This is a genomic window from Cupriavidus sp. UME77, assembly GCF_014170355.1.
Taxonomy (GTDB): Bacteria; Pseudomonadota; Gammaproteobacteria; order Burkholderiales; family Burkholderiaceae; genus Cupriavidus; species Cupriavidus basilensis.
This window is the reverse complement of the sequence record NZ_LZZU01000010.1, coordinates 1-23,433: the sequence shown is the minus strand read 5'-3', so window position 1 is coordinate 23,433 and position 23,433 is coordinate 1. Positions and strand designations below refer to the sequence as shown.

Below are 23,433 nucleotides of genomic sequence, written 5' to 3'. Positions count from 1 at the left end.
CGCTGGCGCGCGACGGGTCCCTCGCGCAGTCCAACTCCAACGTGCAAAGCACTCCGACGAAAGGGCAAACATGCTTAAAGGCAAGACGGCACTGGTCACGGGTTCCACCAGCGGTATCGGGCTCGGCATCGCGCAGGCACTGGCCGCCCAGGGCGCCAACATCATCGTCAACGGCTTCGGTGATGCAGAAGCCGCCAAGCGCGAGATCGCGCAGGCCGGCGCGGGCATCCGCGTGGGCTACCACGGCGCGGACATGAGCAAGTCCGCCGAGATCGAAGACATGATGCGCTACGCCGACGCGGAATTCGGCGGCGCCGATATCCTCGTCAACAATGCCGGCATCCAGTACGTGGCGAATATCGAGGACTTCCCGCCCGAGCGCTGGGACGCGATCATCGCCATCAACCTGACCTCCGCCTTCCACACCACCCGCCTCGCCCTGCCCGGCATGAAGCGCAAGGACTGGGGCCGCATCATCAATATCGCCTCCGCACACGGGCTGGTGGCCTCCGCGCAAAAATCCGCCTACGTGGCCGCCAAGCACGGCATCGTCGGCCTGACCAAGGTCACCGCGCTGGAAACCGCCCAGACCGGCGTGACCGCCAATGCGATCTGCCCGGGCTGGGTGCTGACGCCGCTGGTGCAAAAGCAGGTGGAAGCGCGCGCGCAGAAGGACGGCATTCCCGTGGAGCAAGCCAAGCACGAGCTGGTGATCGAGAAGCAGCCTTCCGGCCAGTTCGTCACGCCCGACGAACTCGGCGCGCTGGCCGTGTTCCTGGCCAGCGACGCGGCCCGCCAGGTGCGCGGCGTGGCCTGGAACATGGATGGCGGTTGGGTGGCGCAATGAAGGCAATGAACACAAAGGCACAGAGCACGCAGCGACGCCACGTTCTGCGCGCCCTGAGCCTGGCCGCCGCCGCCTCGCTGGGGCTGCGCGCCGGTGCCAGCGCCGCTGCCGCCCCGCCGCTCGCCATCGAGGTATACAAGAGCCCGCAATGCGGCTGCTGCGAGGGCTGGGTCGAGCACCTGCGCGCAAACGGCGTTGCCGTGACCGTGCGCGACGTGGAAGACACCGGCGTCTATCGCGCCCGCTTCGGCATGCCAGAGCGCTTCGGCTCCTGCCATACCGGCCGCATCGCAGGCTATGCGATCGAGGGCCATGTGCCGGCCGCCGACATCAAGCGGCTGGTAGCCAGCAAGCCCAAGGCCGTGGGCCTGGCCGTGCCCGCCATGCCGGTCGGCTCGCCAGGCATGGAACAGGGCACGCGCAAGGACCCGTTCGATGTCCTGCTGGTCCGCGCGGATGGCGGCGCATCGGTCTTCGCCAGCTACAACAAGCGCAGCACCTGAAGCACCCGGCGCATCTGACAAAGGCGCACCCGGCGCTGAGAGCAAAAAACCCCGCGAGCTTGCGTTCGCGGGGTTTTTTCATTGCGACAGCGCGAATCAGAGCAGCGGAGCGCCCGTCTTGCTCTGGATCTCTTCGCGGCTCACGCCCGGCGCGGTCTCCACCAGCTTCAAGCCGGCTTCGGTCACGTCGATCACGCCAAGGTCCGTGATGATGCGATTGACCACGCCCACGCCGGTCAGCGGCAGCGCGCACGACGCCAGGATCTTGATGTCCTCGCTGCCGTCCTTCTTCTTGGCGGTGTGTTCCATCAGGACCACGACGCGGCCGACACCCGCCACCAGGTCCATCGCGCCGCCCATGCCCTTGACCATCTTGCCCGGGATCATCCAGTTGGCCAGGTCGCCCTTCTCGCTGACCTGCATGGCGCCGAGGATAGCCAGGTTGATATGGCCGCCGCGAATCATCGCGAAGGAATCCGCCGAGGAGAAGATCGACGAGCCCGGCAGGGTCGTCACGGTCTGCTTGCCGGCGTTGATCATGTCAGCGTCGACCTCGGCCTCGGTCGGGAACGGGCCGATGCCCAGCAGGCCGTTCTCGGATTGCAGCCAGACTTCCATGCCTTGCGGCACGTGGTTGGCCACCAGCGTCGGCAGGCCGATGCCCAGGTTCACATAGAAGCCGTCCTGCAGCTCGCTCGCGGCGCGCGCCGCCATTTCGTCACGTGTCCATGCCATGATGATTCTCCTTAGCCCGCGGCACGCACGGTGCGCTGCTCGATGCGTTTCTCGGGGTTGGCGTTCAGCACGATGCGCTGCACGAAGATGCCCGGGGTGTGGACCTCATCCGGATCCAGCGTGCCGGTATCGACCAGGTGCTCGACCTCGACGATGGTGACCTTGCCGGCCATCGCGCACATCGGGTTGAAGTTGCGCGCGGTGCGGCGGAACACCAGGTTGCCGGCGCGGTCCGCCTTGTACGCCTTGACCAGGGCCACGTCAGCGGTCAGCGCGCGTTCCATCACGTACTGCTGGCCATCGAACTCGCGGATTTCCTTGCCGTCGGCCACGATGGTGCCCACGCCGGTCTTGGTGAAGAAGGCGGGGATGCCCGAGCCGCCGGCGCGCAGCTTCTCGGCCAGCGTGCCCTGCGGGGTGAAATCGAGCTCGAGTTCGCCGGCCAGGTACTGGCGCTCGAACTCCTTGTTTTCACCGACGTACGACGAGATCATCTTCTTGATCTGGCGTGTGGCGAGCAGCAGGCCCAGGCCGAAACCGTCCACCCCAGCGTTATTCGAGATGCAGGTGAGTTGCTTGGCGCCGCTGTCGCGCAGCGCGGCAATCAGCGCCTCCGGGATGCCGCATAGACCGAAACCGCCAACCGCGATCGTCTGGCCGTCGCGAACGACGCCCGCGAGCGCCTCCGCGGCGCTGGCGTAGACCTTGTTCATGTTTGCTCCTTCCTCGGTGATTTCCTGTCATTGCGCCCGCCTCCAGGTGATGCTGGCGAGTCACGCAGGGAAATTGTAACGGTACAATCGGACGGAGATCGTCCAGTTGCCAACCGTCCGACAGCATACGCAAGCGTCGCATCCCGCGCCAATACGTACAATTACATAAGCAAATGCCCGCCATCGACTACCAGACCGCCTTCCAGCTCGCCCCAGTCGGCCTCGTGCTGTCGCGCGAGCGCATGATCGAGGACTGCAACGACGAGCTCTGCCGCATCTTTGGCACCACCCGGGCCGCCATGATCGGCGAATCGTTCCAGGTACTCTATCCCACCGCTGACGAGTTCGAGCGTACCGGCGCGCGCATCGTGCCGATCATGAACGCCAAAGGCACCTACTCCGACGAGCGCATCATGAAACGCGCCGGGGGCGACCTGTTCTGGTGCCACGTCACCGGGCGCTCGCTGGACCGCCAGCAGCCCTTGGGCGCCGGCATCTGGACCTTCGAAGACCTCTCGCAGAGGCGCCCGGTCACCGCCGAGCTGACGGCGCGCGAACGCGATATCGCCGCGCAGCTGGTTGATGGCAAGACCAGCAAGCAGATCGGCAAGCTGCTCTCCATCAGCCCCCGCACGGTGGACATCTACCGGGCCAGGCTGATGAAGAAGTACGGCGCCCATACCTCGGTCGACCTGGTGCAACGCCTGCTCAACCACTAAGGGCGGCGCCCTACTCCATCAGCGCCCGGATTGCCGGCGGCACGGGCACGGATTTTTCGGCCTCGTAGTCGCACCAGACCACCTTGGCGCCGCCTTGCGCGTACACCACGTCCGGCTGGTCGATGCGGCGGATCTCCATGCGGGTCTCGAAGCTCGTGCGCCCCAGGTCGCCTGCAAACATCCGGCACTCGATATCCCCGGGATAACGCAGCTGCTTCAGGAAACTCATGTGGGCGTTGATGATGACTGGCCCGCAACCGCTGGCATCCTTGCCGCCATGTCCCAGCGACTCGAACCAGGCAATGCGGGCCTGCTCCAGGTAGCGGAAGTAGACCGTGTTGTTGACATGGCCCATGGCGTCCATATCGCCCCAACGGATGGGCATGTGCAGAGTGAATACGGGTTTCATCCGCGTGAGCGTAACACCGGGAGCCTGTCGCTTCCATCGGCGGAAACGACGGTTTACGCATCGGCACGCCTGGAGGGCGGCAGCCCTGGCCTTTGATCAGCCGGGCCAGCTCAACTCGGGCCAATCCGATTCTGCAATCAGAATTTCCGGCGAGCGCCAGCCGGCGACGGACGCCGCCGGCCCGGCAGGCGAATACAGAAAAACGATGGCTTAGCGGCGCGCCGGGCGGTCGCTGCCCGGCGCACCGGGCATGGCAAGGCCGGAATCCGTCAGGGACGATTCCATGCGGCGGATCTGCTCCTGCAGCTGCTCCAGGCGGATACGGGAGGCACGGCTCTCGATTTCCGCGCTCTGAACCTCGATGCGCGCCGCCTTCTGCTCTTCGGCGATGCGCTGGCGCTGCGCCTGCATCACGCGCACGTCTTCATTAAGCGCATTGGCACGCGCCTCGGTTTCCTGCAGCGCCTTGTCAAACGCGCGTTTTTGCGATGCCAGCACCTGGCGGCGGATATCGTCATCAGCCCAGATCGCGCTCTGCTGCGTTACCTGGCGGTAAGCCTGTTCCGCCGCCCCGATCGATTCGAAGCGGAAAACCCGCCAGAGATTCTTCTGGTAGAACAGCGCCACATAGCAAATCACCTGATCGTCCGCAAGCATCAGCGTGGTGCCGTAGTCGCCGTTGTAGCTGGTGCGCAGCTCGCGCACCGACCTGTCGCGCAGGCGCTTCTGCAGCTCCGACACCAACCCCAGGGAAGCCGGCGAGGCCTGCGGCATGCTGCCCGAAGCGGTCAGCGGCGCCGGGGCCACCGACATCGGCACGGGCTCGGCCGCCGCCACGACACCAGAGGCGGACAGCGACAGGGCCAGGCCAATCAGGCTGGCTAGCAAGGGGGCGCGGCAGGAATTATTCAACATGGCGTTCCGGCTGGGACGGGGACGAAATACGGTTCAAGAAATCGGGGTGCATCATGCGGCACTGCCCGGCGGCAATGATGCGCAACGCGCACCCCACCGACCGCGGATTGTAACAAGCTTCCCAGCAAGGACCGCGTTTTGTCACCATGACGGGATTGGCGGTGCCATTCCCGCAACAGCCCCACTGGCGTGGGGGAGCGTTAGCGCCACCCCACGCTTTGGCGATTGCCAGCCGCTTAGCGCTTGGCGATCGAGGATTCTGCCTTGCTCACCAGATCCACGCCAATCTGCTTCTTCCACTTGTCATAGACCTTGGCCGTGGCCTTGCGGAAGGCATCGTGCTCGGCCGGCGTCAGTTGCGCCACCTTCACACCGTGGGCCTCCATATCCTTCCAGGCCGGTGCGCCCGCCTCGACCAGGCCCTTGCGGGCCAGCGCCGTTTCCTGCTTGCCGGCGTCGATGGCGGCTTGCTTGACGATCTCGCGGTCGGCCGGCGTCCAGCTTTCCCAGATCTGCTTGTTGACCACGAAGATCAGCGGGTCAGCCACGTAGCCCCAGGTGGTCACGTACTTCTGGCCGACCGTGTAGAGCTTGGCCGCGGCGAACACCGATTGCGGGTTTTCCTGGCCATCCACCGCGCCCGAGGCCATGGCCGGCTGCGCGTCGGCCCAGCTCATCTGGGTCGGGTTGGCGCCGAGCGCATTGAAGGTCTCGATATACAGCGGCGAGCCCACCACACGCAGCTTCATGCCTTTCAGGTCTTCCGGCTTGCGGATTTCGCGCTTGGAGTTGGAGACTTCACGAAAGCCGTTCTCGCCCCAGGCCAGCGGCACCACACCGGACTTGTCCAGGGTCGCGAAGATAGACTTGCCGACTTCGCCTTGCGTGAGGGCGTCCAGTGCCTTGTAGTCAGGCATCAGGAACGGCAGCGAGAACAGGTTCAGCTCCTTGACCTGCGGCGACCAGTTGATGGTCGAGCCAACCGCCATGTCGATCACGCCCTGGCGGATCGCCGAGAACTCGCGGGTCTGGTCGCCGGCCACCAGCGAGGTGCCCGGGTACAGCTTGATGTTGATGCGGCCGCTGGTGCGCTGGCGCACCAGGTCGGCCCAGATCTCGCCGCCCTTGCCCCACGGGAAGGCCGGGCCGAGCACCAGCGACATCTTGTATTCGGCTTTGTAGCTCTGCGCCATGGCGCCAGCGGGCGCGAGGGCGGCTGCGGCGATGGTGGCTGCCAGCGACAGCATCAGGGCACGACGTTTCATGCGTTCTCTCCTCTCAGGATCTGTTGTGTGTTTGTTATGGGCAACCAGAATTTCAATACCTCAAGTACCTCAAGTACCTCAAATACCTCAAATACCTCAATAGCCCAGGTAGTCGGGCAGCCAGGTCGCCAGCGGCGGGAAGGCCAGCACCAGCAACATGGCGACGAACATCGCCAGCAGCATCCACACCACCCAGGGCACGGTCTCTTCCATGCGCACGCGCGCGATCCGGCACGAGACCATCAGGTTCACCGCCAGCGGCGGCGTGAACTGGCCAAGCGCGACCTTGAGCGTCAGCACCACGCCGAACCACACCGGGTTCCAGTGGAAGGCATTGGCGATCGGCAGCAGCAGCGGCACGAAGATCAGGAAAATCGAGATGCCGTCGAGGAACATCCCCACCGTCATCAACAAGGCCACGATCAGCGCCAGCACGCCGTATTCGCCCAGCCCGGAATGCGCAATGGCATTGGCCAGCGGATCGATCACGCCCAGCGTGGACAGCGCGTAGGCAAAGATGCCGGCCAGCGCCACCACCAGCAGGATCACTGCGGAAGTCTCCGCCGCCTCCTGGAAGATCACGAACAGGTCGCGCATGCCAATGCTGCGGTAGATCACCATGCCGACGAACAGGCCGTACACCACCGCCACCACGGCGGCTTCGGTCGGCGTGAACCAGCCCGCGCGCATGCCGCCCAGGATCAGGAACGGCGCGACCAGGCCCCAGGCCGCTTCGCGCAGGCTTTTCCAGAACGGCGGACGCGGCAGGCCGGCCTCGATGGCGCCCATATTGTGCTTGCGCGCCAGCCAGACGGCCGGCACGATCAGCGCCACGCCGGCCAGGATGCCGGGGATCATGCCGGCGGCGAACAGCGCCGGCACCGAGGCGCCAGGCACCAGCACGCTGTAGATGATGAAGGCAACGGACGGCGGGATCAGGATGTCGGTCGCGGCGGCAGCGCCGACCACGGCCGCGCTGTACGCACCGGGATAGCCGGCCCGCGACATCGCGGCGATCATCACCCCGCCCACCGCGGCCGCATTGGCCGGGCCGGAGCCGGAGATGCCGCCCAGGAACATGGCGACCAGGATGGCCACCAGCGGCAGCATGCCCGGTCCGCGCCCGACGATGGCGATGGCGAAGGTCACCAGCCGCTGCGCCACGCCGGAACGGTCGAAAATCGAGCCGACCAGCACGAACATCGGGATCGCCAGCAGCGGGTACTTGCCCAGGCCAGCGTAGAAGTTCTGCGGCACGGCCAGCAGGCCGAACATCTGCGTGTCCAGGTTGGACAGGCCGATCGCCACCAGGCCGCCAAGCCCCAGCGACACGCCGATCGGCACGCCCAGCATCATCAAGCCCAGGAACACCACGAACAGGATAATGGCAATCAGGGTCATGGCGTGGACTCCGAAGCTGCTGCGCCATCGACGCGCTCGGCATGCAGGGCCTTGAGCGCGCGCAGGTTGCGCACCGCTACGCCGAGCGCCCGCAGCGCGATGGCGGCGGACAGTACCGGCAGCCAGACGGAGTACCACCAACTCGGCACGCCAATGCCCGGCGAGGTCTCTCCAAACGTGTATTCGTCCCACGCCACGCGAGCGCCCAGCACCGCCAGCGCGATGAACATGACGGCAACGGCTACCGCCGACAGCACCGCCAGGCGCCGCTGCCGCGCCGCGCTGCCGCGATCGAAGAAGAATTCAATGCGGATATTGCGGTCGCGCGCCACGGCCGCGCTGCCTGCCACCAGGGCCAGCACGATCATCAGGAAGACCGAGAACTCCTCGGTCCAAGCAAACGATTCATCGGTGAAATAACGGACCACCACGTTGGCGAAGGTGATGCACACCAGCAGCACCATGACGATCACGCCAACCCAGTCTTCAATTCGCGGCGATACCTTGAAGCCGCTGTCCCCTTGCTGGCTGGCGCCAGTCTCGCCCGGCATGGCCGTGACGTGTTTTGGGTCGGCATCGCGCCGCCCCTCCCGATCTGCTTGCATCTCCCCGGCCTCCGGTCCGGTCCGCGCGGCGCCGCTGGCTGCGCACGGATTTTCTCTTTGAATTATGTAAAGACTTAATCTCAAGACTTGGCGGATTATGCCAAGACTTGCGGCGCGCGCGGGAACTTTTGCTCCATGCCGCGCGCGGCTCCTGCTGGACGGGGGCACCCGTGCGCCCCACGCTGGCTCGCGCCAGCAGGCAGCCTTCTGGCCGTGGGAATCCGGCAGGCCATCGATTCCGCAGGGTGCCCAAGGGGACCGGATAAGCCCAGGGACCGTGAATCGCACGCCCCGCCGCCGCTTTTGGCGCGGGCCAGGGCCAACCTGCCGGCAGGCGCACGCGAGCGTGCGCCGCCCTTCTGACGGCTACACCATGCCGTCGTCGGCGGTAATGATCGCGCCGTTGATGAATGCCGACTGGTCGGACGCCAGCAGCAACAGCAGGCCGTCCAGGTCCTCGGGCTTGCCCACGCGCTTGCGGGGCAGCATCTGGACCAGCTTCTGGCCGGCGTCGGTGTCCCAATGATGGTGGTTGATATCGGTGTCGATATAACCGGGGCAGATGGCGTTGACGTTGATGCCATGGCGCGCCCACTCCAGCGCCATCGACTTGGTCATGTGCACCACCGCGGCCTTGCTCATGCAGTACACGCCGATCTGCGAGAGCACCTTGAGCCCGGCGACCGACGCGATATTGACGATGCGCGACTGGGGCAGCGGATTGCCGTTCTTCTCGGCGCCCTTGGCGCGCGCAATCATGCGCTTGGCCACTTCCTGCGCCACGAAGAAAGCGCCCCGGGTATTGGTGTCGAAGACGAAATCGAAGTCGTCGGGGGTCACGTCGATCAGGCGCTGGGTGGTGGAGACGCCCGAGTTATTGACCAGGATGTCGATCGCCCCGGCCTCGGTCTCGGCATGCGCCACCGCGGAGCGCACGCTGTCGTGGTCGGTCACGTCGAGCTGCACCACGTGCGCGCTGCCACCCTCGGCCTCGATCGCGGCTCGCAGCTCCTTGAGCCGCTCGGTACGCCGCGACGCCAGGATGACCTTGGCGCCGGCACTCGCCAGGACATGGGCAAACCGCGTGCCCAGACCGCTTGAAGCGCCTGTCACCAGCGCGACCTTGCCTTCCAGATTGATCGACAAACCCATAATGGCCTCTATGTTCGGGAGCCCCCGGCGCCGCCTGCCATGGCCACGGCCAACGGGGGCTCCTCGCGAAATCTGCCTGCTGAAACCGAAGGCAGCATATCAAAAAAAAGAACGGTCGTTCCAAAAAAAATCTTGCCTGACCATGGCGAGTCCCGGACAATGCCGGAGATTCTAAGAACTCGGGCCACAAAGGGAAAGAGGAAAAACGCGCATGGCCGCCACGATTTGGCGAGTGCGCCGCCCCGCCCTTGCCCCAAGTTCCCCCCGATCATCGCATCCCCGGTACCACCGAACACGGCATTTCCCACAATTGCGCGCAAGTTGCCAAGAATAGAGGGTTAGAGACAATGAATCAGCAACAGCTCCTGGAGCAGTACGGCCCCCGCGAGGCCATGGAATACGACGTCGTCATCGTTGGCGGCGGCCCAGCCGGCCTGGCAACCGCCATCCGCCTGAAGCAGCTCGCCCAGGAGAAAGGCACCGAGGTCAATGTCTGCGTGCTGGAAAAAGGCTCCGAGCCGGGCGCCCACATCCTGTCCGGCGCCATCATGGACCCGGTTGCGCTCAATGAGCTGATCCCCAACTGGAAGGAACTCGGCGCCCCGCTGAACCAGCCGGTCGCCGAAGACAAGTTCCTCTTCCTCAACGAAACCGGTTCCAAGGCCACGCCGTCCGCCCTGCTGCCCGAGTGCTTCCACAACCACGGCAACTACATCGTCAGCCTGTCCAACTTCACGCGTTGGCTGGGGCAACAGGCCGAGGGCCTGGGCGTCGAGATCTTCCCGGGCTTCCCGGCCGCCGAGGTGCTCTACAACGACGACGGCTCGGTCAAGGGCGTTGCCACCGGCAACATGGGCATCAACAAGGAAGGCGAGCCGACCGAGAATTTCCAGCTCGGCATGGAGCTGCACGCCAAGTACACCATCTTCGCCGAAGGCTCGCGCGGTCATCTTGGCAAGCAGCTGATCGCCAAGTACAAGCTCGACGACGGCAAGGATCCGCAAAGCTACGGCATCGGCCTGAAAGAGCTGTGGGAGATCGATCCGGCCAAGCACCAGCCAGGCCTGGTGGTGCACACCGCCGGCTGGCCGCTGGACCCGGCCACCTACGGCGGCTCCTTCCTGTACCACATGGAAGACAACAAGGTCGCCGTGGGCTTCGTGGTGGGCCTGGACTACACCAACCCCTGGCTCTCCCCGTTCGAGGAGTTCCAGCGCTTCAAGACGCACCCGGAAATCCGCACCTATTTCGAAGGTGGCAAGCGCATCAGCTACGGCGCGCGCGCCATTACGGCCGGCGGCCTGCTGTCGCTGCCCAAGACCGTATTCCCGGGTGGCGCCCTGGTCGGCTGCGACGCCGGTTACCTGAACGCCTCGCGCATCAAGGGCAGCCACGCTGCCATCAAGACCGGCATGATGGCCGCCGAAGCCGCCTACGACGCGCTGCAGGCCAACCGCCAGCACGACGAACTGACGGCCTACCCGACCGCCTTCGAGAACAGCTGGCTGCACAAGGAACTGCTGCAGGCAAAGAACTTCAAGCAGTGGTTCAAGAAGGGCCGCACCACCGCCACGCTGATGACCGGCATCGAGCAATGGCTGCTGCCCAAGCTGGGCATCCGCAACCCGCCCTGGACCATCCACCGCGAGAAGCCGGACCACGTCTACCTCAAGCCAGCCGCCGAATGCCAGCAGATCGTCTACCCGAAGCCGGACGGCAAGCTCACCTTCGACCGCCTCAGCTCGGTGTTCATCAGCAACACCAACCATGAGGAAAACCAGCCGGCCCACTTGACGCTCAAGGATGCGAGCGTTCCCGTCAATGTCAACTGGGACAAGTTTGCCGGGCCCGAAAGCCGCTACTGCCCGGCCGGCGTGTACGAGTTCGTGCAGAACGACGACGGCAAGGAACGCCTGCAGATCAATGCGCAGAACTGCGTGCACTGCAAGACCTGCGACATCAAGGATCCCACCCAGAATATCGTATGGGTGACGCCGGAAGGCGGCGGCGGCCCGAACTACGTGGGCATGTAAGTTCGCCGCAGGGCAAGCAAAACGGCACCGGATTCGGTGCCGTTTTTTTTGGGGCTCAGACTTGCGGGCTCGACGTCGCGGGCGACGTCAGTGAATCCTGGTAGTGCGGCTTGTCGTCGGCCACGCTCTGATACCAGCCAATCACATCGGCCACGCCAGCAATCAGCGTGATGAGTGCCGGGCCGGCGAGCGGCACCTGCCCGATCCCATCGATCAAGGCCAGCACCACGTCCGCCATGCCGCCAGCCTCGCGCGGCTTGCCGAGGGCTGTGGCCGAGGCCACGTTCAGGGGCGACATCCCGACCAGCAGGCGCACACCGTCAGCACCGGCGCCGGCTGGCTTGGTTCCGCTCGAAAGCGCTTCCAGTCCCAGCGCGCGCTCGTCCATCGACAAAGCACGCGCCTGGCTGCCACCCTGCGCAATATTAGCCATGGCTGGCATGGCAACGGCTAGCAGGGCCGCCAGGATGGGCGCGCGCAAGGGCGCGCCAAGGCGGGATATGTGCTTCATGATGTCTCCTTGCGGCAGGGATCGGGATACCGGCCCGCCGCACTGCCAGCATGCCGTGCCCGATTTTCTTGCAGGGGACAGTAGAAACGAGAAGTGTGATTCGGGCAAGAATCCGTGTTAGCGGGATGACTCCAAACGCCGCCCCCTCTCACGCGGCGGTGACCTGCATGCTGGCATTTGCCAGCAACTGCTCATAGATAAAGCACTGGAGCAACGTCAGCTCGCGCTCGCCGAGGGCGTCGAACACAACGCCGAACGTGGGAAACTCCACATCGCCCTCGGCAGGCAACGCGTTGCGCACCACTCCGTCGACCATGATCTCGCTGTCCAGCGCGGCGGTGCGCAGATGGAAGCACAATCGCACCGCCGCACCGGATGCCGGCACCGCGCCGGCGATCTGGATCTGCGCGCCGCCAGTGCTCAGGTCGGTCAGCAACACCAGACGGGCAGGCCGGTGCTGTGCCGCTGCCTCATCGTCCGCGCTGCCGGGATCCACCAGGTAAGCCGCCAGCCGCGTCGGCACGCGGGTCGCCGTGCGCACCGGCATCTGCTGCGGCTCGGCCGGCGCCGACAAGACCAGGTAGCGGAAGGGGCTGCGGCAGATGGCGGTCACCGTCGACTCGAAACTGAGGATGGCGTGACCGGAAAAGCCGCGCAGCAACACCGACTCACCGGGCTTGAGCTGTAGTTCCTTCCCGCCGAGCTGCGGCCAGGTCACGAACAGGCCCTGCTCGACAAATCCGATCAGCCGGCTGGCCGCGGCGCGCCCGGTCTGCCCCGCCGACTTGACCTGCAGCAGCGTGCCTACCTGCAAGCCAAGCGGCCCCGCACTGGCCTGCCGCCCGCCGTCCATCGGCTCGCCCGGTTCGCCCATCTCGTCCTCTGGCCGGCACACCGTGCCATGGCGGAACACCAGGGCAACGTCGCGGTCCTCGGGAATCACGCTGCCGCTGCCGAGCACGAGATTGCCTGCCTCGTCCAGCAAGGACCAAGGCAAGGGCTGGCCGACGGGGAGATCGTTAGGGGTGAGTGCAATCATGGTTAGCACCGGTGAACGCCCGGGCAGGGGGCGTGGCAGATCCAACGGTGGCCACGGGAACGCAGGAACGGTCGTCCCGGCCACCACCTAGCGAGGCGCCCAGTGCACGCAGCGGCTGGCGCGGCTTCCGCGAGGCGCCGCGATGTACCAAGTGAATAGCGCAACTCATCCAGTTTGCTATCGGCGCTTTCCTGGAAAACCTTGAGAAAAATCCGACCACCAAGAGGGCAGGCACGCCTTGACGCCGCCCCGTTTTCCTTGCAGAATCGCACCACAATCTGTCTGACAGCCTTACATATTAATCGATGACCGTCCTGAGCCGCCCCGCCTCGCTTGCCGCACGTATCGCCGACGCCCTGCGCGCCGACATCGCGGCCGGCCGCTTTGCCGCCGGCGCCCGGCTCCCGGCCGAAGCCGCCCTTGGCGAGACCTTTGGCGTGAGCCGCCCCATCGTCCGCGAGGCCATCGCACAACTGAAGGCGGACGGGCTGCTGGTCACGCGCAAGGGCTCTGGCGCCTATGTATCGGACACGCCCGGCGGCCAGGTATGGCGCATGGCCCCCGAACTGCAAGGCGGCCCGACCCTGGCCCAGCTATTCGAGCTGCGCATGGTGGTGGAATGCGCCTGCGCCGAAATCGCCGCGCTGCGCCGCACCGACGAAGACCTCCAAGCTATCCACGCCGCGCTGGCCGCGATGCGCGAGCACGCCAAGGATTTCACCAGCGCCGCAGCCGCCGACGTAGCGTTCCACCACGCCATCGCGCAGGCCGCGCACAATCCCTGCTTCACCGGGCTGACCGATTTTGTTGGCCAGCACATGCTGGCGGCGCGGCAGACCGCCTGGGAAAACGCCGCCCGCTTTCGCGGCGGCTCGCAGGACGCGCAGAGCGAGCACGCCGCGCTGGTGGAGGCCATTGCCGCCGGCAACGCCAGCGCGGCGCGGCAGGCCGCACGCAGGCACCTCGGCGCGGCAGCCAAGCGCATGGGGCTGACTTTGCGTTAAGCCCTGGCGCGCAGAGCGCAGGGCCTACCTATCCACGGCACAACACAATCCAGGGACCCGCGGCACGCACCGCCTGACAGGCGCCGGCCGCATCAGCAGAGAACGACAATGGAACAAGTAGATTGCGTGGTAATCGGCGCGGGCGTAGTGGGCCTGGCCGTGGCGAGACAACTGGCCATGCAGGGCCGCGAAGTCATCATCCTGGAAGCCGAGAACGCCTTCGGCACCATCACCAGCGCGCGCAACAGCGAAGTGATCCACGCCGGCATCTACTATCCGGCCGGCTCGCTCAAGGCCGCGATGTGCGTGCGCGGCAAGGCCATGCTGTACGACTACTGCGCCTCGCACCACATCCAGCACCAGCGCTGCGGCAAGCTGATCGTAGCCACCACCGAGGCTCAGGTCGCCACGCTGGAAGGCATCCGGGCCAAGGCCGCGGCCAATGGCGTGCATGACCTGCAGTTGCTCAGCCAGGCCGAGGCGCAGGCGCTGGAGCCGAACCTGCAATGCCGCGCCGCCCTGCTCTCCGCGTCCACCGGCATCGTCGACAGCCATGGCCTGATGCTGGCCTTGCTGGGTGACGCTGAGAACGCCGGCGCCATGCTGGCGGTGCAGTCGCCCGTGGCCGGCGGCGCCGTGATGCCGGATGGCATCCGCCTCGATGTGGGCGGCCAGGACGACGCGGCCGCCACCACGCTACTGGCCCGCACCGTGATCAATTCGGCCGGCCTGACCGCGCCAGCGCTGGCGCGCAGCATCAAAGGCATGCCTGCCGCACATGTTCCACCGCAGTACTACGCCAAAGGCTGCTACTTCACGCTGGCCGGGCGCGCCCCCTTCTCGCGCCTGATCTACCCGGTGCCGGAGGCCGCCGGCCTGGGCGTGCACCTGACGATCGACCTGGGCGGCCAGGCGCGCTTCGGCCCCAATGTGCGCTGGATCGACGAGATCGAGTACGGCGTGGACCCGGCCGATGCCGACAGCTTTTACGGTGAAGTGCGGAATTACTGGCCGGGACTGGCCGATGGCGCGCTGCAGCCGGGCTATGCCGGCATCCGCCCCAAGATCAGCGGTCCGGGCGAGCCCGCGGCGGATTTCCGCATCGATGGCCCGGCCACCCATGGCGTGCCCGGGCTGGTCAACCTGTTTGGCATCGAGTCGCCCGGGCTGACCTCGTCGCTGGCGCTGGCCGAGCACGTGGCAAGCCTGCTGTGAAGCCCTGAACGATCGGAACGCCGGCGCCCGTCAGCGCTCGGCCGGGGCGGCTTGCGCCCTGGCGTCGGAAGCCGCTTCCGTACGGAAGGTCATGAACGCGCACAGTGCGCCGCCTGCCGCTGCCAGTGCCGCCAGCCCGAACGTGTGAGCGGGCCCGAGCGCCTTCCACGTCCACCCCATCGCCAGCCCGCCGCAGGTGCCGCCAAGGCCGTAGGAAAGTCCGGTGTAAAGGGCTTGGCCACGCCCCTGCAAGGGACCCGCGAACCAGCGCTGCAGGCGCTTCAGGCTGGCGCTATGGTGCGCGCCGAAGGTGGCCGCGTGCAGCACCTGCACCAGCGCCATCAGCCATGACAACTGGGCAAAATAGCCGGTCAGGCCGAAGCGGATCGCGGCCAGCACGAAGGTGCCGGCCAGGATGGTGCGCAACGGTACGCTTGCGAACAACCGCCCCTGGTAAAAGAAGAAAACGATCTCGGCCACCACGCCGATGGTCCACATCACGCCGATGGCAAACTTGCTGTAGCCAAGCTGCTCCAGGTACAGCGAATAGAACACGTACAACGCGGCGTGGGCGAACATCATCAGGAACGCCGAGCCGAAGAACCAGCTCACATCCGGACGGCGCAGCAGCGGCAGCGCCGGCGGCGGCTTGACGCGCGGCCCGTCGTCGGGCGCATCGCGCATGCCGAACACCACCACCAGGAACAGCGCCAGCATGGTGCTCGCCAGCCACGGGAACACCTCCATGCCGTAGCGCTCGAACAGCGCCCCGCCCAGCAGCACGGCCGCGATAAAGCCGGCCGAGCCGAACATGCGGATGCGCCCGTAGCGGTAATCGAAGGCGCCGTAACGGCGCAGCGTGGAAATGGTGAGCGCGTCGCCCAGTGGAGACATGGCGCTGGTGATCAGGTTCAGCCCGATCATCATCGCCATCATGCCGCCGTAACTGGTGACGCCGGGCACCATCAGGAACGCCAGCAAGGATGTCACGGCGGCCAGGCGCAGCAGGCGCACGCGGGTGTGCATCACGTCGGACAGCCAGCCCCAGAAATACGGGCCGACGATGCGGCTGACCTGGAAGCAGGCCATCAGCACGCCGATCTGCACCGGGGAAAAACCGCGCCCGGCGAAGAACAGGCTCACATAGGGGGAGATGACGCCGACGTAGCCGTAATAGCCAAGATAAAACAGGCCAAAGCGCGTCTCGGAGACGCGCCCGGCACCCGCGGCGCGGGCGCGTTGTTCCGCCTGCGCCAACTCAGCGCGACTGGCCGGACTGCGGCGACTGGGCGGGAATGCGCGGGGTATCGACCTTGACGTCGCCGCACTGGGCGCGGTGGCGCAGTGCATGGTCCATCAGCACCAGCGCCAGCATGGCTTCGGCGATGGGGGTGGCGCGGATGCCCACGCAGGGATCGTGGCGGCCGAAGGTTTCCACCGTGGCGGGCTGGCCTGCCTTGTCGATGGATTCGCGCGGGGTGCGGATGCTGGAGGTGGGCTTGATTGCCAGCGAGACGGTAATGTCCTGGCCGGTCGAGATGCCGCCAAGCACGCCGCCGGCGTTATTGCCACGGAAGCCTTCGGCGCTGAGCGAGTCGCCATGCACGCTGCCGCGCTGGCTCACGCTCTCGAACCCCGCGCCGATCTCCACGCCCTTGACGGCGTTGATGCCCATCATGGCATGCGCGATGTCGGCATCGAGCTTGTCGAACAGCGGCTCACCCAGGCCCACCGGCACATGGCTCGCCACCACCTCGATGCGCGCGCCGACGGAGTCGCCGTCGCGGCGCAGCGCGTCCATATAGGTTTCCAGCTCCGGCACGATCTGCGCATTGGGGGCAAAGAAGGGATTCTCCGGCACTTCCGCCCAGTCCACGAACGGCACGCGGACTTCGCCCAGCTGCGACATATAGCCCCGGATCTCGGTGCCGTACTGCTCGCGCAGCCACTTCCTGGCCACGGCCGCCGCCGCCACCACCGGCGCCGTCAGGCGGGCCGACGAGCGGCCGCCGCCGCGATAGTCGCGGATGCCGTACTTCTGCCAGTAGGTGTAGTCGGCGTGGCCGGGCCGGAAGGTCTCGACGATATTGCCGTAATCCTTGCTGCGCTGGTCGGTATTGCGGATCAGCAGGCAGATTGGCGTGCCGGTGGTCTTGCCCTCGAACACGCCGGACAGGATCTCGACCTGGTCGGCTTCCTGGCGCTGCGTGACATGGCGCGAGGTGCCGGGCTTGCGGCGATCCAGGTCGATCTGGATATCGGCTTCGGTCAGTTCCATGCCCGGGGGGCAGCCATCCACCACCGCGCCGATGGCCGGCCCGTGCGATTCGCCGAAAGTGGTGACAGTGAAGAGCAGGCCGAGAGTATTGCCGGACATGATGGGAGGCCGCGCAGGGCGTGAGAATTGGGGAACGGGCTACATTGTAAGGCTTTTGCCGCCCTTCCGGCCCTCCCCGGCTATCGCTCAGGTCGCGGGCACCGCCTGCTGGTCCGGATAAAAGCGCTCCCGCATCCGCGCCACGTAGGCCACCAGGCTGGGGTGGGATTCGGCGGCGGCGCGGATCGGCGTGTCGAACAGCGGGCACAGCGCGCCGGCCATGAAGGCGAAGACCGTGGCGTCGGCGCCGCAAGGCTTGTCGCCCATCAGGTATGGCTGACTGCCCAGCACGTCGGCCACGGCCGCCACATCGCGCCCGGCGATCGCGGCCAGATCGGCCGGGCTATGGCGCCCAAGCCCCTGCGCCCACAGGATGCGGCGGATCTTCGAGCGCACAAAACGCATCGCCAGCCCGCGCACCGGCCACGGCACGGCACGGAAAAACGTCGCCGGGCCCCGGGCAAAATTGGCGTCATGGTTCCAGCGCGCGTCTGCCACCGCCCAGTAGAAGTTATCTTCCAGCATCTTCTCGACCGCCCAGGCCGTGCCACGCTGGGACTGCGTCAGCCCTTCATCGAAGTCGATGTGGTAGGTCTTCTCCAGGTGCCAGCGGATCAGCGTGGAGTCCGCCACCACGCGGCCCTCGTCGTCGAGATAGGGCAGCTTGCCCTTGGGCGCGCGCCGCAGGCCGCCCTGCGCGGCACGGTACGGCAGCCCCGCGAGCTTGAGCAGCATGTCGGCCTTGGTGACAAAAGGGCTGGCGTCTGGCAGGCCGAAGGCCGGCCCGAAGGTGTAAAGCGTGATCATGGTTGCCGCCTCCCGCTTGCCGTTAGCGCCACTCGCCGCGCAAGCCCTGCACCACCTGCTGCAGGCCCTCCGGCGTGGCCAGTTCCGGCGCGATCGGGTCGCCCACGACCAGTTCCAGCCGGTTCAGGATGCCGCGCCGGAATGGCCGGGACATGGCATTGCCACCCTTGCGGGAGAAAAAGCTGCCCCACAGCCCGCGCAGCGCCATCGGCACGACCGGCACGGGGGTGCGCCGGATGATCTGCTGCACGCCCTGCTTGAAGGGATTGAGCTCGCCGGTGGCCGTGATCTTGCCCTCCGGGAAGATGCAGACCAGGTCGCCGCCGGCCAGCGCCCGCGCGACTTCGTCGTAGGCGCGCTCCAGCATGACCGGGTCCTCGTGCGCCGGCGCGATCGGGATCGCCTTGGCCTGGCGGAAGAACCACGACATCAGCGGCACCTTGAAGATGCGGTGATCCATCAGAAAGCGCACCGGCCGCGGGCTGGCGGCCATCAGCACCACCGCGTCGGCAAAGCTGACGTGGTTGCACACCAGCACCGCCGCGCCCTCGGCCGGGATGTGCTCGGCATTGACGCGCTTCAGGCGATACACCGTATGCACCAGGATCCAGGCAATGAAGCGCAGCAGGAATTCCGGCACCAGCGAGTAGATGTAGATGGCAACCACCGCGTTGAGCAGCCCCACCACCAGGAACAGCTGCGGAATGCTGAAGCCAGCCTGGGTCAGCACCACCGCCAGCAGCGAGGAGCCGATCATGAAGAAGCTGTTGAGGATGTTGTTGGCGGCGATGATGCGGGCCCGGTGCGTCGGCGCGCAGCGGCTCTGGATCAGCGCGTACAGCGGCACGCTGTAGAAGCCGCCGAACATCGCCAGCAGGAACAGGTCGATCAGCACGCGCCAGTGGCGCGGGTCGGCGGCAAAGCCGGCCAGCCCGGACAGCTCGCTGTGCCGCTCGCCGTTGCTGGCGAAGAACAGGTCGACCGCGAACACCGTCATGCCAATCGAGCCGAACGGCACCAGGCCGATCTCGACATGCCGCCCGGACAGCCGCTCGCACAGCAGCGAACCGGTGCCGATGCCCAGCGAGAACACCGCCAGCAGCAGCGTCACCACGTTCTGGTCGCCGCCCAGCACGTCCTTGGCAAAGCTGAAAAACGAGGTGAGGAAGGTCGCGCCCAAAAACCAGAGCCAGGAAATCCCCAGCAAGCTCAGGAACACCGTGCGGTCGGTGCGCGCCAGCTTGAGGTTGCGCCAGGTCTCGGTAAACGGGTTCCAGTTGATGCGCAGGTCAGGTTGCGGCGCCGGCGAGTCCGGCACGCGCGCGGACACCATGCGGCCGGCCAGCGCCAGCACCACGCAGGCTGCGCCGACATAGAACGGCCCCACGATCTTCTCGCCATGGGTCAGACCGGCCAGTTCGCCGCCAAGCAGGGTGCCGAGCAGGATGGCCACGAAGGTGCCCATCTCCACCAGGCCGTTGCCACCCACCAGCTCGGTCTCGTCCAGGTGCTGCGGCAGGTAAGCAAACTTGACCGGGCCGAACAGCGTCGAGTGCAACCCCATCAGGAAGGTGCCCATGTAAAGCAAGGGCGCGCTGTGCATGGCAAAACCCGCCAGCCCCAGCAGCATGATGGCGATTTCCAGCGTCTTCACCAGCCGGATCAGCCGGGACTTCTCGATCTTGTCGGCGATCTGGCCGCTCGTGGCCGAGAACAGCACGAACGGCGCGATAAAGATGGCCGAGATCAGGAATGCCGCGCTCTTGGCGTCAACGCCGTCGAACAGGGCCGTATGGTAGGTGACCAGCGAGGTAAAGGCGACCTTGAACAGGTTGTCGTTCATGGCACCCAGGAACTGGGTCCAGAAGAACGGCGCGAAACGGCGTGCGCGGAGCAGACGGAATTGGTTTTGTTGGCTCATGTAGCGCTCATGTGGCGGTCGGCTCAAAAAGATGCCGCGTCGTTGCGCGGCATTTACCACTTGTATGGACTACGGGCGCGCCCCAGTGGGGTGCGCAGCCCGCAGCGCCTCGATCGGCACAACCCGGCCGCCACTACGTGGCGCCTCTCGCGCCATGGGCGGCTCAATCGGTCTTTTCTTCCGGCCAGTCGCGGATGTAGGCCTTGAGCATGCGGTTCTCGAAGCTCTGCTCTTCCACCACGGCCTTGGCCACGTCGTAAAACGAAATCACGCCCATCAGCGTCCGGTTGTCCAGCACCGGCAGGTAACGGGTGTGGCGCTCCAGCATCATGCGGCGGACTTCATTGACGTCCGTCTCCATGGTGCAGGTCAGCGGCGCGTCGTCCATGACCTTGCGCAGGCTGGTGGTGCCGACGTTGCCGCCGTTGGCGGAGAGCGTCTTGATGATCTCGCGGAAGGTCAGCATGCCGACCAGATCGCCGTATTCCATCACCACCAGCGAGCCGATATCGTGCTCTGCCATGATGTTGACCGCCAGCAGCAGTGACGTTTCCGGCTTCACCGTGTAGAGCGTGTTGCCCTTGATCTGCAGGATGTCGCTGACTTTCATGATGGTCTCCGCTTCTCTGAAACTGCTGTTTTGCTGTTTATTACCTGCCGCCGCCGGCATGGCCTGATGCGCCGATCCTAGCCGAAACCTGCCGCCCAAGTAAAGCACGGGCCGCCGCCGGCGGCCGCCAAGGCTATTTGCCGTGCCCCCGGTGGCAGCGGATGCTACGATGCGATCCGGAGACAACTCTAGCCCTTGAAGCCATGTCCGGTACCCGTTTCGACACCCTGGCGCTGCATGCTGGCGCCGCCCCCGACCCCGCCACGGGGGCGCGGGCCACGCCCATCCATCTGACGACATCCTTCGTCTTCAAGGACAGCGAGCACGCCGCCTCGCTGTTCAATATGGAACGCGCGGGCCACGTCTACTCCCGCATCTCCAATCCGACGGTCGCCGTCTTCGAGGAGCGCATCGCAGCCCTGGAGAACGGCGCCGGCGCGATCGGCGTGGCTTCGGGCCAGGCCGCGCTGCATCTGGCGGTGGCGACGCTGATGGGCGCGGGCTCGCACATCGTGGCGTCCAGCGCCCTGTATGGCGGCTCGCACAACCTGCTGCACTACACGCTGCGCCGCTTCGGCATCGAGACCACCTTCGTGCAGGCGCGCGACATCGACGCCTGGCGCGCGGCCATCCGGCCCGAAACCAAGCTGCTGTTCGGCGAGACCCTGGGCAACCCCGGGCTGGACGTGCTCGACATCCCGACCCTGGCGCAGCTCGGCCAGGACAACGGTATCCCGCTGCTGGTCGACTCCACCTTCACCACGCCCTACCTGCTCAAGCCCTTCGACCTGGGCGCCGGCCTGCTCTATCACTCGGCCACCAAGTTCCTGGGCGGCCATGGCACCACCATCGGCGGCGTGCTGGCGGAAGGCGGCACCTTCGACTTCGAAGCCTCCGGGCGCTTCCCGGAGCTGTCGGAGCCCTATGCTGGCTTCCACAACATGGTCTTCACCGAGGAGAGCACGGTGGCGCCGTTCCTGCTGCGCGCGCGCCGCGAAGGCCTGCGCGACTTCGGCGCCTGCCTGAGCCCGATGGCCGCCTGGCAACTGCTCCAGGGCATCGAGACGCTGCCGCTGCGCATGGCCCGCCATGTGGACAATGCGCGCCGCGTGGTGCAGTTCCTGGTGTCGCACCCGATGGTCGAGTCGGTCGCCTATCCGGAGCTGGAATCCCACCCGGACTACGAACTCGCCAAGCGCCTGCTGCCGCGCGGCGCGGGCGCCGTGTTCAGCTTCAACCTCAAGGGCAACCGTGCCGCGGGCCAGCGCTTCATCGAAAGCCTGGCGCTGTTTTCGCACCTGGCCAATGTCGGCGATGCCCGCTCGCTGGTAATCCACCCGGCCTCCACAACCCACTTCCGCATGGACGCCGCGGCACTGCAGGCGGCTGGCATCAGCGAAGGCACCATCCGTCTGTCGGTCGGACTGGAAGACCCGGACGACCTCATCGACGACCTCAAGCGCGGCCTCAAGGCAGCCGAGAAAGCCATGAGCGCCAAGGGAGGGCAAGCCTGATGGAACTGACGATCGCAGGCCACAAGGCCTACGCCTACACCGGCGGCAAACCCTTCGACCCGGCCCTGCCCTGTGCCGTGTTCGTGCACGGCGCGCAGAACGACCACAGCGTCTGGGCCCTGCAGACGCGCTGGTTCGCCAACCACGGCTTCAGCGTGCTGGCCGTGGACCTGCCCGGCCACAACCGCAGCGAGGGCATGCCCCTCAAGACGGTCGAGGCGATGGCCGACTGGGTGATCGAACTGGTCCGCGCGGCCGGCGTCAGCGCCCCCGCGCTGGTCTTCGGGCACAGCATGGGCTCGCTGATTGCGCTGGAAACGGCTGCCCGCCACCCTGACGCGGTGTGCGGCATCGCCCTGCTTGCCACGGCCTACCCGATGAAAGTCGCCGACGCCTTGCTCGACGCCTCGCTCAACCGCGTGGACCAGGCCATCGCCATGGTCAACGCGTGGTCGCACTCCAGCCTCGCCAACAAGCCCTCCTCGCCGGGACCGGGCTCGTGGATGCAAGGCGGCAGCCAGCGCCTGATGGAACGCGTGGCACAACGCAACCCCGAAGGCCACGTCTTCCACAACGACTTCTCCGCCTGCAACGCCTACGCCAACGGCGACGCCGCGGTAGCCACCGTGCGCTGCCCCGCCCTGTTCATCAGCGGCAGCAAGGACATGATGACCTCGCCCAAGGCCGCCCAGGCGCTCGCCGCCAGGATGGCATCGGCCAGCACGGTCACGGTGCCCTGCGGGCATGCGCTGATGGGGGAAAGACCGGATGAGGTACTGGATGCGCTGGCAGCATTCGCGCGCAAGGTGGTAGCGGCAGGTTGAAGGCCGAAGCATAGCGAGCGAGCGCCCTCTCCCACAAGTGTGGGAGGGGGGAGCCAACCGGCGGCAAGATCAACCACTGTGGTAGCCGTGTTTCCCGCCCGAAGGGGCGGGAAACACCCCAGCGCGATGCGAAGCGAGCCGTGGAGGTTCACCAAGGCCGTATGGGGCGCCTTCTTTGCCCACTTTCTTGGCAAGACAAGAAAGTAGGTCGCCGCCCCGCAGGGGTGGTGAAACTGCTGTTGAAGTTGATGTTAAACAGTTGCAGTTGCAGTCCCGCCCCCACCTAAACTAAAAACCCCCGAACACCCCACAGG

General features: G+C 66.3%; 22 protein-coding genes and 1 pseudogene. 8 read left to right on the top strand and 15 right to left on the bottom strand.

Features of this window, described 5'->3' with window-relative positions:
• The first annotated feature begins 70 nt into the window (after positions 1–70).
• Together A9975_RS04105 and A9975_RS04100 are read left to right on the top strand one after the other, a co-directional pair.
• Positions 71–847 (top strand): 3-hydroxybutyrate dehydrogenase, encoded by a 777-nt coding sequence (locus tag A9975_RS04105; RefSeq protein ID WP_183031516.1) that lies wholly within the window; start codon positions 71–73, stop codon positions 845–847.
• Positions 848–852: 5 nt separating this feature from the next.
• Positions 853–1,350 (top strand): DUF411 domain-containing protein, encoded by a 498-nt coding sequence (locus tag A9975_RS04100; protein WP_183031515.1) that lies wholly within the window; start codon positions 853–855, stop codon positions 1,348–1,350.
• 96 nt (positions 1,351–1,446) lie between these two features.
• Here A9975_RS04100 and A9975_RS04095 read toward each other — a convergent pair whose 3' ends face one another.
• Both A9975_RS04095 and A9975_RS04090 read right to left on the bottom strand, forming a co-directional pair.
• Positions 1,447–2,085, bottom strand: a complete 639-nt coding sequence (locus tag A9975_RS04095) for a CoA transferase subunit B (RefSeq protein ID WP_150983922.1) — start codon at positions 2,083–2,085, stop codon at positions 1,447–1,449.
• Positions 2,086–2,096: 11 nt separating this feature from the next.
• On the bottom strand, positions 2,097–2,798 hold the full coding sequence (locus A9975_RS04090) for a CoA transferase subunit A (RefSeq protein ID WP_183031514.1): 702 nt from the start codon (positions 2,796–2,798) through the stop codon (positions 2,097–2,099).
• A 173-nt stretch (positions 2,799–2,971) separates the two neighbouring features.
• Between A9975_RS04090 and A9975_RS04085 the strand changes: the two genes are divergently transcribed.
• Positions 2,972–3,517, top strand: coding sequence for a PAS and helix-turn-helix domain-containing protein (locus A9975_RS04085; RefSeq protein WP_183031513.1), 546 nt, complete (start codon positions 2,972–2,974; stop codon positions 3,515–3,517).
• 10 nt (positions 3,518–3,527) lie between these two features.
• Here A9975_RS04085 and A9975_RS04080 read toward each other — a convergent pair whose 3' ends face one another.
• The 6 genes from A9975_RS04080 to A9975_RS04055 form a co-directional block, all read right to left on the bottom strand.
• The gene (locus tag A9975_RS04080; RefSeq protein ID WP_043345018.1) at positions 3,528–3,926 is read right to left on the bottom strand and encodes a thioesterase family protein; all 399 of its coding nucleotides are present in this window, start codon (positions 3,924–3,926) and stop codon (positions 3,528–3,530) included.
• Between the two features lie 210 nt (positions 3,927–4,136).
• Positions 4,137–4,841 (bottom strand): DUF2968 domain-containing protein, encoded by a 705-nt coding sequence (locus tag A9975_RS04075; protein ID WP_150983920.1) that lies wholly within the window; start codon positions 4,839–4,841, stop codon positions 4,137–4,139.
• A 236-nt stretch (positions 4,842–5,077) separates the two neighbouring features.
• The gene (locus tag A9975_RS04070) at positions 5,078–6,106 is read right to left on the bottom strand and encodes a DctP family TRAP transporter solute-binding subunit (RefSeq protein WP_174422758.1); all 1,029 of its coding nucleotides are present in this window, start codon (positions 6,104–6,106) and stop codon (positions 5,078–5,080) included.
• Between the two features lie 96 nt (positions 6,107–6,202).
• Positions 6,203–7,507 (bottom strand): TRAP transporter large permease, encoded by a 1,305-nt coding sequence (locus A9975_RS04065; protein WP_150983918.1) that lies wholly within the window; start codon positions 7,505–7,507, stop codon positions 6,203–6,205.
• A complete protein-coding gene (locus A9975_RS04060) occupies positions 7,504–8,112 on the bottom strand; it encodes a TRAP transporter small permease (protein ID WP_183031512.1) in 609 nt (202 codons plus the stop codon). The genes A9975_RS04065 and A9975_RS04060 overlap by 4 nt, the downstream gene beginning before the upstream one ends.
• A gap of 366 nt (positions 8,113–8,478) precedes the next feature.
• The gene (locus A9975_RS04055; protein WP_183031511.1) at positions 8,479–9,264 is read right to left on the bottom strand and encodes an SDR family oxidoreductase; all 786 of its coding nucleotides are present in this window, start codon (positions 9,262–9,264) and stop codon (positions 8,479–8,481) included.
• Between the two features lie 347 nt (positions 9,265–9,611).
• Here A9975_RS04055 and A9975_RS04050 point away from each other — a divergent pair, with 347 nt between their 5' ends.
• Positions 9,612–11,297, top strand: coding sequence for an electron transfer flavoprotein-ubiquinone oxidoreductase (locus A9975_RS04050; RefSeq protein ID WP_183031510.1), 1,686 nt, complete (start codon positions 9,612–9,614; stop codon positions 11,295–11,297).
• Positions 11,298–11,352: 55 nt separating this feature from the next.
• Here the strand turns inward: A9975_RS04050 and A9975_RS04045 are convergent, their stop codons facing one another.
• Positions 11,353–11,808 carry a hypothetical protein gene (locus A9975_RS04045; RefSeq protein ID WP_183031509.1) on the bottom strand — a complete coding sequence of 152 codons (456 nt, stop codon included), beginning with the start codon at positions 11,806–11,808 and terminating at the stop codon, positions 11,353–11,355.
• Positions 11,809–11,956: 148 nt separating this feature from the next.
• Complete coding sequence (locus A9975_RS04040) at positions 11,957–12,847, bottom strand: flagellar brake protein (RefSeq protein WP_183031508.1); 891 nt, start codon at positions 12,845–12,847, stop codon at positions 11,957–11,959.
• A gap of 305 nt (positions 12,848–13,152) precedes the next feature.
• Here A9975_RS04040 and A9975_RS04035 point away from each other — a divergent pair, with 305 nt between their 5' ends.
• Both A9975_RS04035 and A9975_RS04030 read left to right on the top strand, forming a co-directional pair.
• On the top strand, positions 13,153–13,851 hold the full coding sequence (locus A9975_RS04035; RefSeq protein ID WP_183031507.1) for a FadR/GntR family transcriptional regulator: 699 nt from the start codon (positions 13,153–13,155) through the stop codon (positions 13,849–13,851).
• A gap of 108 nt (positions 13,852–13,959) precedes the next feature.
• Positions 13,960–15,066, top strand: coding sequence for an NAD(P)/FAD-dependent oxidoreductase (locus tag A9975_RS04030; protein WP_183031506.1), 1,107 nt, complete (start codon positions 13,960–13,962; stop codon positions 15,064–15,066).
• Here A9975_RS04030 and A9975_RS04025 read toward each other — a convergent pair.
• The 5 genes and pseudogenes from A9975_RS04025 to A9975_RS04005 form a co-directional block, all read right to left on the bottom strand.
• Positions 14,994–16,323, bottom strand: a pseudogene (locus A9975_RS04025) (MFS transporter); the annotation flags it as partial. The gene A9975_RS04030 and the pseudogene A9975_RS04025 overlap by 73 nt on opposite strands.
• A gap of 1 nt (position 16,324) precedes the next feature.
• Entirely contained in the window at positions 16,325–17,443 is a 1,119-nt protein-coding gene (gene aroC / locus A9975_RS04020) for a chorismate synthase (RefSeq protein WP_183031504.1), read from the bottom strand.
• An 87-nt stretch (positions 17,444–17,530) separates the two neighbouring features.
• Positions 17,531–18,250, bottom strand: a complete 720-nt coding sequence (locus A9975_RS04015; protein WP_183031503.1) for a glutathione S-transferase C-terminal domain-containing protein — start codon at positions 18,248–18,250, stop codon at positions 17,531–17,533.
• A gap of 22 nt (positions 18,251–18,272) precedes the next feature.
• A complete protein-coding gene (locus A9975_RS04010) occupies positions 18,273–20,171 on the bottom strand; it encodes an MFS transporter (protein WP_183031502.1) in 1,899 nt (632 codons plus the stop codon).
• Between the two features lie 163 nt (positions 20,172–20,334).
• Entirely contained in the window at positions 20,335–20,781 is a 447-nt protein-coding gene (locus tag A9975_RS04005) for a CBS domain-containing protein (protein WP_006163173.1), read from the bottom strand.
• 203 nt (positions 20,782–20,984) lie between these two features.
• Between A9975_RS04005 and A9975_RS04000 the strand changes: the two genes are divergently transcribed.
• Together A9975_RS04000 and A9975_RS03995 are read left to right on the top strand one after the other, a co-directional pair.
• Positions 20,985–22,295, top strand: a complete 1,311-nt coding sequence (locus A9975_RS04000) for an O-acetylhomoserine aminocarboxypropyltransferase (RefSeq protein WP_183031501.1) — start codon at positions 20,985–20,987, stop codon at positions 22,293–22,295.
• On the top strand, positions 22,295–23,119 hold the full coding sequence (locus tag A9975_RS03995) for an alpha/beta fold hydrolase (protein WP_183031500.1): 825 nt from the start codon (positions 22,295–22,297) through the stop codon (positions 23,117–23,119). The genes A9975_RS04000 and A9975_RS03995 overlap by 1 nt, the downstream gene beginning before the upstream one ends.
• The last annotated feature ends 314 nt before the right edge of the window (positions 23,120–23,433 follow it).

Coding starts and splice junctions, on each gene's coding strand:
- A9975_RS04010 (WP_183031502.1), bottom strand. CDS start 20,171: ATGAGCCAACAAAACCAATTCCGTCTGCTCCGCGCACGCCGTTTCGCG.
- A9975_RS04070 (WP_174422758.1), bottom strand. CDS start 6,106: ATGAAACGTCGTGCCCTGATGCTGTCGCTGGCAGCCACCATCGCCGCA.
- A9975_RS04080 (WP_043345018.1), bottom strand. CDS start 3,926: ATGAAACCCGTATTCACTCTGCACATGCCCATCCGTTGGGGCGATATG.
- A9975_RS04085 (WP_183031513.1), top strand. CDS start 2,972: ATGCCCGCCATCGACTACCAGACCGCCTTCCAGCTCGCCCCAGTCGGC.
- A9975_RS04000 (WP_183031501.1), top strand. CDS start 20,985: ATGTCCGGTACCCGTTTCGACACCCTGGCGCTGCATGCTGGCGCCGCC.
- A9975_RS04005 (WP_006163173.1), bottom strand. CDS start 20,781: ATGAAAGTCAGCGACATCCTGCAGATCAAGGGCAACACGCTCTACACG.
- A9975_RS04090 (WP_183031514.1), bottom strand. CDS start 2,798: ATGAACAAGGTCTACGCCAGCGCCGCGGAGGCGCTCGCGGGCGTCGTT.
- A9975_RS04055 (WP_183031511.1), bottom strand. CDS start 9,264: ATGGGTTTGTCGATCAATCTGGAAGGCAAGGTCGCGCTGGTGACAGGC.
- A9975_RS04045 (WP_183031509.1), bottom strand. CDS start 11,808: ATGAAGCACATATCCCGCCTTGGCGCGCCCTTGCGCGCGCCCATCCTG.
- aroC (WP_183031504.1), bottom strand. CDS start 17,443: ATGTCCGGCAATACTCTCGGCCTGCTCTTCACTGTCACCACTTTCGGC.
- A9975_RS04015 (WP_183031503.1), bottom strand. CDS start 18,250: ATGATCACGCTTTACACCTTCGGGCCGGCCTTCGGCCTGCCAGACGCC.
- A9975_RS03995 (WP_183031500.1), top strand. CDS start 22,295: ATGGAACTGACGATCGCAGGCCACAAGGCCTACGCCTACACCGGCGGC.
- A9975_RS04060 (WP_183031512.1), bottom strand. CDS start 8,112: ATGCAAGCAGATCGGGAGGGGCGGCGCGATGCCGACCCAAAACACGTC.
- A9975_RS04035 (WP_183031507.1), top strand. CDS start 13,153: ATGACCGTCCTGAGCCGCCCCGCCTCGCTTGCCGCACGTATCGCCGAC.
- A9975_RS04095 (WP_150983922.1), bottom strand. CDS start 2,085: ATGGCATGGACACGTGACGAAATGGCGGCGCGCGCCGCGAGCGAGCTG.
- A9975_RS04100 (WP_183031515.1), top strand. CDS start 853: ATGAACACAAAGGCACAGAGCACGCAGCGACGCCACGTTCTGCGCGCC.
- A9975_RS04040 (WP_183031508.1), bottom strand. CDS start 12,847: ATGATTGCACTCACCCCTAACGATCTCCCCGTCGGCCAGCCCTTGCCT.
- A9975_RS04075 (WP_150983920.1), bottom strand. CDS start 4,841: ATGTTGAATAATTCCTGCCGCGCCCCCTTGCTAGCCAGCCTGATTGGC.
- A9975_RS04105 (WP_183031516.1), top strand. CDS start 71: ATGCTTAAAGGCAAGACGGCACTGGTCACGGGTTCCACCAGCGGTATC.
- A9975_RS04050 (WP_183031510.1), top strand. CDS start 9,612: ATGAATCAGCAACAGCTCCTGGAGCAGTACGGCCCCCGCGAGGCCATG.
- A9975_RS04065 (WP_150983918.1), bottom strand. CDS start 7,507: ATGACCCTGATTGCCATTATCCTGTTCGTGGTGTTCCTGGGCTTGATG.
- A9975_RS04030 (WP_183031506.1), top strand. CDS start 13,960: ATGGAACAAGTAGATTGCGTGGTAATCGGCGCGGGCGTAGTGGGCCTG.